The sequence below is a fragment of the Lysinibacillus sp. FSL M8-0337 genome (assembly GCF_038593855.1).
GTDB classification, from domain to species: Bacteria; Bacillota; Bacilli; order Bacillales_A; family Planococcaceae; genus Lysinibacillus; species Lysinibacillus sphaericus_D.
This window is the reverse complement of sequence record NZ_CP151996.1, coordinates 2855463-2868687: the sequence shown is the minus strand read 5'-3', so window position 1 is coordinate 2868687 and position 13225 is coordinate 2855463. Positions and strand designations below refer to the sequence as shown.

The 13225-nt window shown below is 34.3% G+C and carries 11 protein-coding genes; all 11 read left to right on the top strand.

The features are described from left to right. Window positions 1-24 precede the first annotated feature (24 nt). The 11 genes from MKY08_RS13710 (at window position 25) to MKY08_RS13660 (ending at window position 13221) form a co-directional block, all read left to right on the top strand. Complete coding sequence (locus MKY08_RS13710; RefSeq protein ID WP_069509047.1) at window positions 25-933, top strand: serine/threonine-protein kinase; 909 nt, start codon at window positions 25-27, stop codon at window positions 931-933. Between the two features lie 583 nt (window positions 934-1516). After that, window positions 1517-3685: a transcriptional regulator gene (locus tag MKY08_RS13705; RefSeq protein ID WP_069509044.1), complete on the top strand. Its 2169-nt coding sequence runs from the start codon at window positions 1517-1519 to the stop codon at window positions 3683-3685. Window positions 3686-3928: 243 nt separating this feature from the next. Next, entirely contained in the window at window positions 3929-4354 is a 426-nt protein-coding gene (locus MKY08_RS13700) for a hypothetical protein (protein WP_024361257.1), read from the top strand. Window positions 4355-4445: 91 nt separating this feature from the next. Further along, window positions 4446-4877 (top strand): DnaJ domain-containing protein, encoded by a 432-nt coding sequence (locus MKY08_RS13695; protein ID WP_069509041.1) that lies wholly within the window; start codon window positions 4446-4448, stop codon window positions 4875-4877. A gap of 38 nt (window positions 4878-4915) precedes the next feature. Beyond that, window positions 4916-5485 (top strand): FHA domain-containing protein, encoded by a 570-nt coding sequence (locus tag MKY08_RS13690; RefSeq protein ID WP_051147702.1) that lies wholly within the window; start codon window positions 4916-4918, stop codon window positions 5483-5485. Between the two features lie 45 nt (window positions 5486-5530). Next, window positions 5531-6055 carry an FHA domain-containing protein gene (locus tag MKY08_RS13685; protein ID WP_069509038.1) on the top strand — a complete coding sequence of 175 codons (525 nt, stop codon included), beginning with the start codon at window positions 5531-5533 and terminating at the stop codon, window positions 6053-6055. A 6-nt stretch (window positions 6056-6061) separates the two neighbouring features. After that, window positions 6062-6904 carry a protein phosphatase 2C domain-containing protein gene (locus MKY08_RS13680; RefSeq protein ID WP_069509035.1) on the top strand — a complete coding sequence of 281 codons (843 nt, stop codon included), beginning with the start codon at window positions 6062-6064 and terminating at the stop codon, window positions 6902-6904. A 50-nt stretch (window positions 6905-6954) separates the two neighbouring features. After that, a complete protein-coding gene (locus tag MKY08_RS13675; RefSeq protein WP_256093116.1) occupies window positions 6955-8586 on the top strand; it encodes a serine/threonine protein phosphatase in 1632 nt (543 codons plus the stop codon). Between the two features lie 4 nt (window positions 8587-8590). Beyond that, complete coding sequence (locus MKY08_RS13670) at window positions 8591-9865, top strand: normocyte-binding protein (RefSeq protein WP_069509189.1); 1275 nt, start codon at window positions 8591-8593, stop codon at window positions 9863-9865. Then, a complete protein-coding gene (locus MKY08_RS13665; RefSeq protein ID WP_024361250.1) occupies window positions 9856-10551 on the top strand; it encodes a hypothetical protein in 696 nt (231 codons plus the stop codon). The genes MKY08_RS13670 and MKY08_RS13665 overlap by 10 nt, the downstream gene beginning before the upstream one ends. Window positions 10552-10575: 24 nt before the next feature. Next, the gene (locus tag MKY08_RS13660; protein WP_069509031.1) at window positions 10576-13221 is read left to right on the top strand and encodes a molecular chaperone; all 2646 of its coding nucleotides are present in this window, start codon (window positions 10576-10578) and stop codon (window positions 13219-13221) included. The last annotated feature ends 4 nt before the right edge of the window (window positions 13222-13225 follow it).

The following is a 13225-nucleotide window of genomic DNA, read 5'->3' as shown; positions in this document are numbered from 1 at the left end:
TATAGTAAAGGATGGGCGAAAATAATGAATGCTATTCATTCGGAGTGTTGTTTATCAGTTCATACAACACTAAAAGATACATATAGAATAAAAGAAATTCTATCCACAAGTAAATTGTCTATTGTATATCTTACCGAACATGTGCAAACGGGCGAGCAACAAGTGATAAAGGAGTTTTTTTCCAGAGAAATAGCTTTACGGGATTTAGATAATAAGACCATTATTTATCGCTCGCCATCTAAAAAACAACAGTTTGAGCAACTAAAGGACAATTTTATTCATGAAGCACAAATATTGGAACAAGTAAATCATAAAAATATTGTAGAATATGTGACCCACTTTGAGGAGAATAATTCAGTCTATATTGTTATGGCACTTCATAAAGGGACGCCAATGGATAAATATTTATTAAATTATCAATTAAATACTAGGGTTCAATTATTTGATACAATATTTCTTCCAATAATAGATGCACTATGTTATTTACACAACAAAGGAATTATTCATCGAGATATAAAACCTAATAACATTATTATTGATAAGGAAGGCAGTCCTCGTTTACTCGACTTTGGCTCGGCAATTTACTATGAAACAACTATTAATCCTACTATATATACAACTGCAGGATATTCACCAATCGAGCAGTACTCAAATCAATCTGAACAAGGAATCTATACAGATATTTTTAGCCTAGCTGCTACTATATACTATTCAATGACAAATATTGTGCCACTAGATATTTCGCAAAGAGTGATTGATGACCAGCTGGTGAATATAAGGAACTATAATAAAAATGTGAGTATAGTAATGGCGAAAATCATTAAGTGGTGCCTAATAGTCGAGCCAAAAAAACGGTGCTCCTCACTGAAATGGGTGGAAATAGCTATACTAATTGAGAAATTTAAACAAAAAATGCAAAATTACTTAGCGTGATATAATAATAAATAGCCACCTGGATATCAATTTTAATCCTTATTAATCATTTTTTATTTACATAATTATAAATATGAAACAGCTTTTGGAATTTTTATAATGAATCCATAGGCTGTTTTTTTATTGATATATCAGTGTTTTTTAAAAATTTAGTAAGTTTAAATTGTGCTTTTTTCTTTTGGTTAAAAATTACTAATAACAGTACATTAATAGAAAAAAGTACCAATGTAAATATTGACAATAAAATAAGATATTGTATAGTTACTTTGTGATACAAATTGTTATTAGTGAAGGGTTCATTTAACGGAATTTTAGTGAAGCCATTTTACTCATCAGTGAAGTAGACAGTACATATTTTAAACATCAGGTACTATAGATTATCTATACCATATACGAATTTAAACTATGCTTGATGATGCATTAAAAATCTAAAATAAAAGGGATTCTAACGCCTAATTATTTACATAAAATAACTAAAAAGTTTTAAATAGGAATTTTTAAAGATTTTTAATGACTTCACTAATGACTATGCTTATTTAATCCATTATTAAGGGAGGGATGGCTGTACATTACAGCCGAAAAAATGGAGATTATTAATCAAACAAACAGAACGATGCTCTTTGAGGAAATTAATCCGGAAAAGTTAGATTTAATTACACTTGTTGGGGATGTTAAAGGAATTGATAGTCTAAGCGATGAGAAAATCAAAGAAATAAATCAATATCTACTTGTAAAAAGCTTCGATGAATTTTTAGATAAATTCTCTCCAACGGTTTATTCATTCTACAATGCTGCTAATCAAAAAGTAATGTATACGCTAAAAAAACCAGAAGGCATTCAAGACGATTGCATTTCTGAAATCGCGATTGATCAAAACAATGATTTTTTGAAAATGCTTTTCACCCTTATTGATACGAAACGAAGCCAAGGAATTACGAATGTAGATTTTAAATTTGAAAATCTATTAGACATGATTTCTCCTAAAAAAGTAATGGATGATATACGCCAAGTAAGAAAAGAAATTCATTACTTGTATGGTGAATATGACAAGTTAGACGATGGTGATCCGAAGAAGCTAGACACTGGAGATAAGTTAAATCTGATGTTCGAGGTTGCCAGCAGAAACTATAACAATGTTATGGCCATGTTGCCATTAGCAATTGAAGATATTAAAACAAGACTTTTGCTAGGTGCTAATCAGGAGGAAAATGAGTCCGAAAAGTTACAAATTGGAACACTTACTATTGGGGACACGGGTGAATTAAAAATTATTGAAGCACCTCAAACGAATTCATCAGAGCTGATGGTTATTGAAGAAAATAGTAATTATGGTTTAAGTACTGTTTTCGAAGAAGACTATGAAGCAATCACAGAATCCCCATCTTCTTATGTAAAGGATTTAGTCGTAAGAACATTTTCCCCTTTACCATCAGTGAAAGCGGATTTTGATGTTGAAACAGAAGTACAAAATTACAATACATACCTAGAATTCTATAAGGATGCTAAGGATGAATTTGTAAAGACAGTAAAGCCATTAGTTGAAAAGCTACTGGGAGTCAAAATGTACTTTGACCAATATGCAACTAAAAATAAAGGGATGCAACCTTCGCTATTAGTTACAAATACAAAACTAGATATGCTTGTTAAAAGTAATAATTTGCCAAGATTGCGCACGTATTTAAATACTGTCAACTCGAAAAATGATTTTACGGATACAGTATGGTATGGAATCGTCCCATCACTTGAACTTGAAGCTTCTGGAAAGATGAAAGTGACTAGATCTCGATTTAAAGGAAATGAAAAAGTTGCAAAGCAGGAAGGCAACACGATGGAATCTTTATCTAGTCTTCTGGATACAGTCAAAGATTATAAAGTCCAAATATTCTTTAATTTTATGGCTGAAGAAGAGACAACGTTTAATGGTATCGCTACGGCAGGTATTGACCGTTTAATCGATAAATGTTCGGTGCTCGTTCGCAAAGATTATAGTGAATTTGCAATCCCTTGCTTGCCAAACTTTACTATAATTCCGAAAGATAAGTCTGGAGTTGTCATTGATACAAGAATGCAGACAACGGAGAATGGTGCGCGACTATCAAAAGAAAAAGAAGATATTTTAAAACTTTGGATCGAGGGTGTATATGTAGGCGCAAGCTATGTAGCAGCAGGAATTGTGTCCGCTTATCAATGTCCAGAGTATTTAAAAGAATCATTTAGAAATGTGAAGAGAAATTATCCGGGGGTTCGTTTTGACATTGAAGCAGGTGACAACTCATTACGTGCTGTGACTACGATGGCGAAAGAAATATCTGGATTTACAAATAATATTAAAGATGCGATTAATAGCAGAAGCTTTGGATTTGTATTCTCATCTGAAAATGCACAACTGCAGGATAAAGATATTAAACGTATTACAGTATATAAAGCTAGAAGCTTGGCGATGGAAGAAGATGGATTCGACTCAATCTACAAAACACAAGTTAGTACGTATATTGAAAGAATTCTAAGATTCCAATCAGGTGACTTTAAGCACGAGAATATCGTTCGCTTCTTTAGTAATAATCCAAGTAGTCAAAAAAGTAAGTGGCTAAATGATAAAGGGCATGTAAACTCGATCATTCATGATGGAGATGATATTGGCTACATCATTGATGAGAAAACAAGCTTATGTCAAATCGACCTTGTATTTAACGGTAATGTGAAAAATCTTGAAGTCATGATTACTAAAGGGACAAGTGCTGTTAAAGCATAAAAACCGAACATGAAGAAACTACAGACATCGATTGTTTAAATCGTATGTTTAAGATTTGTTATTTAAGCAAATCTTTTAACATAAATATGAATTTACTCAAATGACGGGCTTGATAAAATCCTTACATATTTCTCGTTACGTTCTTGCAAAACGATACGAGAAATGAAGTCAGCTAGAAATATGGTCAATTTTATCAAGCACGATTTAAAGAGTGAATTCAACAACTATTAGGAGGGAATAAGAATGGGTTTTGTATTAAAAGTAGAAGGTTCAGAGGCAATTGAATTAGGATTAGAGAGCATTATGACTGTCGAGTATGAAACAGATACACCGAATGACTCTAACGCTCGCTCAACAGATGTGGGTGCAACTTTAAAAGTAAAGGGTAAAATCCTAACAGCAACAGATGGTGATAATTCAGATGATACGATGAAATTAGGATTATGGTCATTAGTACCTGCTGAAAAGTCGGACTGTTACCGTAAAGTAACACTTGAAGTTATCTCAGCTGATCAAGTTGTACGAAAAATTCACTTCCCAAATGCGTTTGTTGTTGACTATACAGAAAGATATGGCGACACAGAAGGTATTGGTGAATTCTTCTTATTCATTAAGCAGAAGAAAGATAAAACAGATTTAGCGAAAATCGAAGGCGGCTATGCTGTTTAATGTAGAAGTTTGATAGAACACACTATTATCTAAGGGACTATATAGTTCCTTAGATAATTTTGAATAATCCTAATACAGGGGATGAAAAATAGTGAAAAATCATTATGAAATTTTAGGCGTCAGCAGACAAGCCACCCAAGATCAAATTAAGCTCGCATACAGAAAATTATCCAAAAAGCATCATCCTGACGTAAGTGGAGGCAATAAAGAGTCCGAAAAAATTTTTTTAGAAGTACAAGAAGCTTACAAAGTATTGAAAGATACGTCTACTAGAGAGGCCTACGATGCTCGCCTGAATGGAACGACAAAAAACAGTGATCATAGCTATGAACATTCGACAAAAACAAAAGCTCAAACAACTACCCATCAACAAGCATTTAATATGAATGATATTGAGAAAAATTTCGAACATTTTTTTGGATTTAATCCAAAAACGAAAGAAACATCATCCACACTGCATAAAACAGCAAAGAAAAACCCTTTAGATACAACTGATTTATTCGAACGATTTTTTAATAAATAAAACAAATTAGCGAGGAGGAGAATGCTATCGTGAATAATATGAAAAATACTGTAGAAGTAAACACGTACAATGCAAATAGACAAATGATGATAAAAATTATCGATATTATCATCGTAATCATCGCCTTCTTTTTTATTTTATATGTATTTGTGATGAATCAGGACTTTCTATTGAAAATTATTATTGGGTCGATGCTGGCAATAATTATCATTGCTTATGGATTAATCAAATACGAAGCAAAAGAGACAATGTATGAGTATACAGATACAAATATTCAGAAAATTGTATTGCTCAATGAACGTGGAGCGGAAGTAGAAGAATGGTTGTTAAATGATAAAACCTCCATGTTGATTGGCAAAAGCTCTAGTGAACAAGAGGTAGATATTGATTTAACTGGCACGGAATATGAATCGCTTATTAATTATGAACATGCTGTTTTAAATTGTGTATCTGGTATGTGGTACATAGAAGACATAGACTCTGTAAATGGTGTCGGTATAAAAAAAGCACACAAACGTGTAAAAAGTAGTTTAAAACAGGAAAATCCTTATCGCTTAAATAGTGGCGATATTATATACATAGCAAATACACGAATTTTAGCAAAATAAAAAGTTGCTAGATTTGTTGCCAAGATGAAGATGGAGGTTAATGATATGAGTTTGATTAGATGTACAAATGGTCACATGTTTAGTTCAAGAAGACATAGAAATGTTTGTCCTTATTGTAATGTAACGGTTGAACAGGAGCCTAGAACTACTACAGCAACAGCAGTGGCAGAAGTAGATGATAAAACGATGCCCTATCTAGGAGAAATGGACGGGATTGACCCTGTAACTGGATGGTTAGTTTGTATTGAAGGGCCACCAATGGGTCGTGACTATCGAATTTTGTCTGAGAAAAATTTCATTGGGCGAGCAGAAGATATGCATATACGAATAATCGGTGATAATAGCATTTCCAAACGTAATCATGCAGTTATAGTATACGATCCTAAAAAAAGAAATTTCTATCTTCTTCCAGGAGATGCATCTGGCTTGGCTTATTTAAATAATGAAGCAGTTTATACACCAACAGAGTTAGCGGCCTACGATGTTATTCAATTAGGAAGAAGTATGTTTTTATTTATTCCCCTATGTGGTGTTCACTTCGAATGGGAAAACAACCAAGGCGAGGAATGATGAGACATGGATCAGACACTACTATCTTACATAATTGTACTTAGTTTCATCGTCGTCATCATTGCTTTGCTCATCCTACGCAAGCTTCTTATGCATAAAGGAGAGCACGGTAAGATAGAAATAGGAAATGGTCAAACTATTGGCAGACGAGCCGAACAAGATGATTATTTCTCTACAGTTGAAACAAAAGTTGGTACGATGGCAGTTCTTGCAGACGGCATTAGCGGATTAGCCAACGGCAGAATGGCAAGTACAATCGCAGTTACCACATTTATTCAAGAGTTTATGAAGCAAAAAAGTATAGCAAATATACAATCTTATTTTAAAGAAACCGCCTTAACAAGTAATCGCATGATTGTAGAAAATTTAAATGGTTCTAATGGGGGAACCACTTTAGTAGCTGCAGTAATTGATAAGGAAGGTTTCCTACATTGGGGAGCTGTTGGAGATAGTGTTATTACGCTATTTCGAAATGGAGAATTTATAGCAATTAATCAAAAACATATTTTTGAATCTGTATTAAAAGAACGTTATATTTCAGGAGAAATTTCTCAACTAGAAGTTCAAGAAAACCCACTTAAAAAGAGACTTATTAACTATCTAGGATATGAGGGATTTAAAAATTTAGATACTGGAAATAAACCGATTCAGCTAAAAAGAGGGGATAAGGTCTGTCTATTTAGCGATGGCGTCTACGATACCTTAACAGAAGTAGAAATGGAAAGAATCCTTTCTCAGCACGCTCCTCCCTATGATATTGCTCAAAATATAATCAAAGCTGTCGAACAAAAACGTTTAAAAAATCAAGACAATGCAACCATTGTGATATTAGAGAAGACATGGGCTTAATGATTGTTAAGATGTGCATCTGATTAGGTTAGTGAAGAAGGAGGAGAATGATGAGAAAGGAAAACAGCGACTTCAAAACAAGCTTTCTATCCGAAGCGGGTTCATTTATGCAAAATAAAGATTACTTTGCTTATGCGGAGCTGGATGATGTTGCTTGCTGGGTAGCAGTGAAAGGGCTAGATTCTGATCAAGAAATCAATAGTGCAGAATTAGCAGTAAAAGGCATTCTGGAAAAGTTTATGGAAAAACCATCGATGTCTAGAAAGAGAATAAAAAAGTATATAAAAAATGCCCAAGCTGTTCTTCAGGCCCAAAGCTTAAGGGTAAGGTTAAAAGCAAGCATTATCATGGTCGTCTCGGATTACTCTAAAATGATCTATGCCGTAGCAGGAAACTCCCGACTTTATCACTTTCGAAATGGCATCGTGACTTATAAAAGCAATGATCAAAGTTTAGCAGATGAACTAGTGAATGATAGAAACCGTTCTCTCGATATCAGCCATCATGAAGAAAGAAATAATTTACTCAATTATCTTGGTAAACCATCAAATTTCCAACCGTATATTTCGAAAAAGATGAAACTTATGGATGGCGATGTGTTGCTACTATGCACAGCTGGATTTTGGGAAGAAGTTAGTGAAATTGAAATGGCTGATGCGTTGGAAAGTATAAAGGATCCGGAGCAATATACTGAATTATTAGAAGAAGTACTATTAAGTAGGCAACGCAAAGTTGTCAATAACTATACAATGGCAGCGATATTTGCTAATAAAGTTTATCAAGAAACAAACAAGAAAAAAATGAAATACATCAAAATGATTGCTGCTGCGCTTATTGTAACATTAATTGTTGGGGGTAGTACGATTTACTATCAAGCAAAACAAGCAAAAAAATTAGCAGAATTAACAGTAGAGATGAAAGAGCATGAAAAGACAGGAAACTTGAATTTCCAAGATGGGAATTATGCGGATGCTTTACTGGAATATAGTGAAGGTAGAAATGCTGCGAAAAAATTAAAAGACCCCGTACATAGAAATTTGCTTGCGAAAAAATTAAGAGTAACACAACTCATCATAAATGGAGATAAGGCATCTGAAGAAGGGCAATTTTCTGAAGCAATGGAACATTATGAAAAAGCCAATAAAGAAGGAAAACTTATAAAAGGTTTTGGAAAAGAAGTCATTGAAGAAAGAATTGCGAATATGGATTCCATCGTACAAATTGTGGAAGCTATCAAGGATGGGGATTTTCGATTTGAGGCTGAAGATTATAATGGTGCCTTAGATATCTATCAAAAAGCAAGAAAGAAAGCGCTAGCTGTTGCTTTTACTGGTGAAGAGCAAATCAAGACAAAAATTGAAGAAACAGAAGAAAAAATAGCTGAACTAAAGAAGGCTCAGAAACAATTACAAGCTGAAGGTTTAGAAAAGAGTGGAGACCAAAGCTATGCGCGTTTAGATTACGGGAAAGCGATTGAATCTTACACATTGGCTCAGGAAATTTATCAGGAAACAGAGTTACTTGCAAAGGTTTTAGGACTAGAGCGAAAAATTATGAATGCAAATGATAAATTAAACCCAGTTCCTCAAGGACAAGCAGCTGACACTGCAACCCCATCGATGGATGAAGCAACAGGCGCTGAAGAGCCTTCAAATATGGAGATGATGAAAGAAGGAAAGTAACGTGATGAAAGAGCTCATGTTTGAACGGTTACGTAAAGTTGAAAATTTAGAGCAACGGCAACTGTTAAAAGATATTGTTAGTGGCGTATTTGTCAATTTAATAGACTATCAAGAAGAAATGAATAAAAGGCTAGAGGAACGGATATTCAATGAAATCGATGATTTGGAAAATAAGTACGATATTTATGTCACACTTTGTGCAAAAGAAGATGTCGATCCAATTCATGATTGCTTATTCCCGATGCTCCCATCTGATCTTGATAAGCAGCCAATCGATGCGGCAACATTGCTCGATTCACTAAATGAACATAAAAAAACAGTCCTTCTTACTTTGTTCTTACAATGTGATACATGGCAACTTAATCAATTTATTACAGAACAAAGACTTTTTACAGGAACACTATTAACGACAGATGGATCTGTAGAGGTTAAGGTGCGTTTGCAAAAAAATACAATGTATTTAGATGAAATTGAAAAATTATATCCTATATTTCATATGAATGGGTTACCGTGGAAAACAATCAATCATCCCTTTGCTCACAAGTTTTTTGATGTTGTGTTAGTTGAATGTCCGACTTTCAACGAGGATACGGAGATTATTAACATAACCATTGATTTACAAGAGTTTGAACAAATGAAACACCTGAACATGGTACCATTGTGGAACATTCAAAGGCACGAAGTAAAAAATGTAGGATTTCCAATACCTGCAATTGATAAAGTGAATTACGAACATGTCCTTTCGCTTCGAAAAATGGGAAACCAGCATGGCTATCTCATTGAAAGTGATGAAAACAATGTTAGATATGTTAAGCGCTCCGAAAGTGAATTGACGGTCGTATCTCCGCAAGATAAATCGGGAAGTTGGCAATTATTAAAAATAGCACAATTGGAAAAAGAAAAGATTGGCAAGTTACATTACGAGCTACTGTCTAATCGCAGAATGGATCGTTTTATGCATAAATTTGCTAGTAAGTATAGCGTAAATGTGAAAACAAAAGGAGAAATAATTCGCCTTGTTAATTCATTTGAAATAGCAGAAAAACTAGAACTTGTTGACATAAAAATTATGGAGGCATTCCAAGGCAAAAGTTTTAGCTATGCAGCCAATCCTTTTTTAATAAATATGTTAGGCGAGCACAGTAACAAAAAAACGATGTTGTTGGAATTTAAAGCGAAAGAGGCCAAAAATTTTATTTCAAACGACATCTTAAGCTTTCTAGTGGCCGAAGTACAAAGGCAGTTCTTTGAATATAAATGCGAAGGTACATGGCTATGAACTATATTTGGGATTTTCTTATTAGTGCAGAAGAGAAGGGTTTTAGTAAAAAGGATATTCAATTTATGCTGGCTAAAACATTCTCACCATATATGGAATTAAGTCCACCATTATTAAATACACAAGATGTAGTGCAACATATGGAAATCAATCCATATTATCGCTTTGATGAAATATTTAAAGACCTATTTCATCCTGACAATTTAACAGATTTGGAATTAAGAGAATACTTACTCGATATCGTCCTTCATTTTCTAGCCGATATTGATCGCATGCAAGGTATGAATAAGAGAGAATATTATGTTCGATTTATATTGAAAGAAATGGAAATGAACGTATTCGGAGAACGAGTACGGGACAATTTATATGCTTTGACGAAAAAGGAACAAGAAATAGTAGTACTCAATCTTTTAAGGTTATATCAAACAGGAGATGCTATTTATCTGTTAAAAGATACACTCAAAAAGCTCTTTAAGCACTGTGTTATTTATGTTAGATCAGAGGAACACGATGAGCTACTGTTATACATTGCTCAAAAAAAGACTGAACGCAATGATAGCAAAGTGCAGCTTATTCAAGAACTGTTTTTGCCAGTAAGTTTCCATATGGAGGTTTATTGGGAATATCACTTTGGCATAATCGGTACAGAGGAGACCATGAAGCTAGATCAAATAGCCCTTTATTGATCTTTTAGCGGAGGAGGATGCAGGATGAATAAATATTCGTATAAGCTGTATGCGAATAATCGTTACACAGAAAAGAAGTATATGACATTTACACGGGTTGAGTTAATGGAGATGACAACTTTCCAACTTCGAAATATTTGCTACAAGGAAAAGTTGGTTACAGGTCTTATGAATACTCTTACAAGAGATCAACTCATCGAAACGATATTACGTTATCGTGGTGCTGAAGAAACCCTTCTTATAAAAGAGCGGAAGGATGGGGGTTTTGAACGAGTTGAAGCAACGATGCAAACATATTTAAAGACGCCTCTTTCTGATAATGGAGAAATTAAAATTCCTGCAAAGATGAGTTTATATAACGGCATGAAAATCGATAAGCCTGATCAGTATCTCGTAGAAACAGGTGGATTTCTTACAGAGTCCAATGTGTTGCTAGTGAATGAGCAGCTTGAGCTATGTGGTCTCCTGAATTTACGCAAGGATGACCAATATCCAAATCGTTATTTTCTAGCTGCAGATCAAGCAATTGGCATTAGACAAACGAAAAACAAAAATTACAGCTTTATTTTTTTAAGAAAACAAGATTCAGAGTATATGTACAAAACATATTATCAAGAACATCCGCTACCACCTACTAATCTCCATTATTATAAGGTACCTATACCAGATTTAGAAATTAAAGAACTTGAAACAACTACAGCCATTCTTGCAATCGACTTTGGAACGACTAATACGACGGCAGGAGTCTATTTAGATAGTGATTATGTGTCCTCGCCATGTAGTCACGATTTGCTCAATAAAAGAATTCACTTAAATACCATAAATTTTGTTGCTTTTCCTGATTCTCTCCATCAAAACGAATGGATTGAAGTAGTACCGACTGTGATGAGTGTGGCAGATTGTTCGAATCCAGATCAAATAAACTATCATGTCGGTTATGATGCTTTAAAGATGATGAAAAAAAACAGCTATACCTCTCTTGCCACAAAGTTTCAAGGGATTAAACGATGGGTAAGTAATTATACAAAATTAGAAGAAGTAATGGATGCAAACGGCAATACAGCCATTGTTCCTCGTAGTCAAATTATAAGGGAATTTTTGTTATATATAATACGCATGGCGGAGCATCAATTTAAATGTCGCTTTAAGCATTTGCATATTTCCAGTCCAGTGAAACTAAAGACACAATTTTTAGATATGTTCCACGCCATATTGCCAGAATATCAAATTGAAACTGAGCATGCACTCGATGAAGGAATGGCCGTACTCTATAATACAATTGCTAATCAAATCGAGAATAATAGCTTTATGGATGGAAAAAAGTATAAAGCACTCGTAATTGATTGTGGAGGTGGTACGACCGATTTATCGTCTTGTCAATTTGCAATAGAGGATGGACATATTTCTTATAAAATTGATATCCATACAACGTACGAAAATGGAGATACAAATTTTGGCGGTAATAATATTACCTATCGAATTTTTCAATTTATGAAAATTGTCTTTAGCAATTATTATAGTCGTGGCACAAGCGTCTACGATATTGATACTTTAATTGATATACCTGGCAAGGATATCTATCGCTATGTCGACGATTATGGTGTGGAAGCGGTCTATGAACAATTTGAAAAGGCCTTTCGCGAAGCAGAAGACATTATTCCTACGCGTTTTAAAGAATATGAAAATCGTACACGTGATGAGTATTTGCGCGTGCGCAATAATTATTATTTCTTATGGGAAATGGCTGAGGAAATGAAGAAGGAGTTTTTCCGAAAAACAGGCATTTTACGAAGTCGTTTTTATTCGGAAAAAGATTTACAGCAGGAGAGCGATTTGAACGTAACTGCTGTTGACCGATGGTGTCTATCTTTAGTAGAAAACAATCAATTCAAAGATGTGTATGATTATCCGAACGTATTTTTTAATATTAAGGAAATTAACCATCTTATTAAGGCTGATATATATGATATTGTACGAGAGTTTTTGGAAGAGTTTTATGAAAATGGACAACTTAGCGAATATTCAATTATTAAGTTAACAGGCCAATCGTGTAAAATTGATGCTTTTCGTGAGGCATTAAAGGAATTTGTACCTGGACGAAGTATTGAATTTAGGCAAAAGGCTGACAACGTCGGGAAAGTACCTGAACTAAAATTATCGTGTTTAAGAGGCGCACTGCGTTACTTAAATGCCAAAAAGATAGGTATGATTGAAACGAATGTCACGAACCATGCGCCTGTTGTGCCTTATGCTGTTAGTGCTTTTACACATAACCGCCAAGAAAAATTACTGATAAGCAGTTTAGAACGACTGAACCAAATTCATGGCAGCATTTCTCGACCTTGGGGTGTGACGGAAGTTGAATTCTTCCTAACGGGTAGCGATAACCAAACGCCATATAAATATATTTATATAAACCGTAAAGAAGACTTTACGCCGACTCTATATGAAAATATCGCAGCGCAATATCAAGATAAAATTCCTCAAGATGAGACGGATTCCATTACAAATGGCGAAGTGAAGTTCTTTGTATTTGCCGCAGAAGATCACTGGGGTTTCCATGTCGTTCCTGTAGCGAGAAGAGAAGAGCAACTTTTTGTTGGCAATAAAGCATTCTTTGCGTTTGAAACGGAGTTATCCGAATTAGATTTCTTCGACGGCTTAAAGTAAGCAC

What these genes read in the sequence shown, in the direction of transcription:
- MKY08_RS13670 (WP_069509189.1), top strand. Translation starts at nt 8,591, where the DNA reads ATGAAAGAGCTCATGTTTGAACGGTTACGTAAAGTTGAAAATTTAGAG.
- MKY08_RS13665 (WP_024361250.1), top strand. Translation starts at nt 9,856, where the DNA reads ATGGCTATGAACTATATTTGGGATTTTCTTATTAGTGCAGAAGAGAAG.
- MKY08_RS13685 (WP_069509038.1), top strand. Translation starts at nt 5,531, where the DNA reads ATGAGTTTGATTAGATGTACAAATGGTCACATGTTTAGTTCAAGAAGA.
- MKY08_RS13680 (WP_069509035.1), top strand. Translation starts at nt 6,062, where the DNA reads ATGGATCAGACACTACTATCTTACATAATTGTACTTAGTTTCATCGTC.
- MKY08_RS13710 (WP_069509047.1), top strand. Translation starts at nt 25, where the DNA reads ATGAATGCTATTCATTCGGAGTGTTGTTTATCAGTTCATACAACACTA.
- MKY08_RS13690 (WP_051147702.1), top strand. Translation starts at nt 4,916, where the DNA reads ATGAAAAATACTGTAGAAGTAAACACGTACAATGCAAATAGACAAATG.
- MKY08_RS13675 (WP_256093116.1), top strand. Translation starts at nt 6,955, where the DNA reads ATGAGAAAGGAAAACAGCGACTTCAAAACAAGCTTTCTATCCGAAGCG.
- MKY08_RS13700 (WP_024361257.1), top strand. Translation starts at nt 3,929, where the DNA reads ATGGGTTTTGTATTAAAAGTAGAAGGTTCAGAGGCAATTGAATTAGGA.
- MKY08_RS13660 (WP_069509031.1), top strand. Translation starts at nt 10,576, where the DNA reads ATGAATAAATATTCGTATAAGCTGTATGCGAATAATCGTTACACAGAA.
- MKY08_RS13705 (WP_069509044.1), top strand. Translation starts at nt 1,517, where the DNA reads ATGGAGATTATTAATCAAACAAACAGAACGATGCTCTTTGAGGAAATT.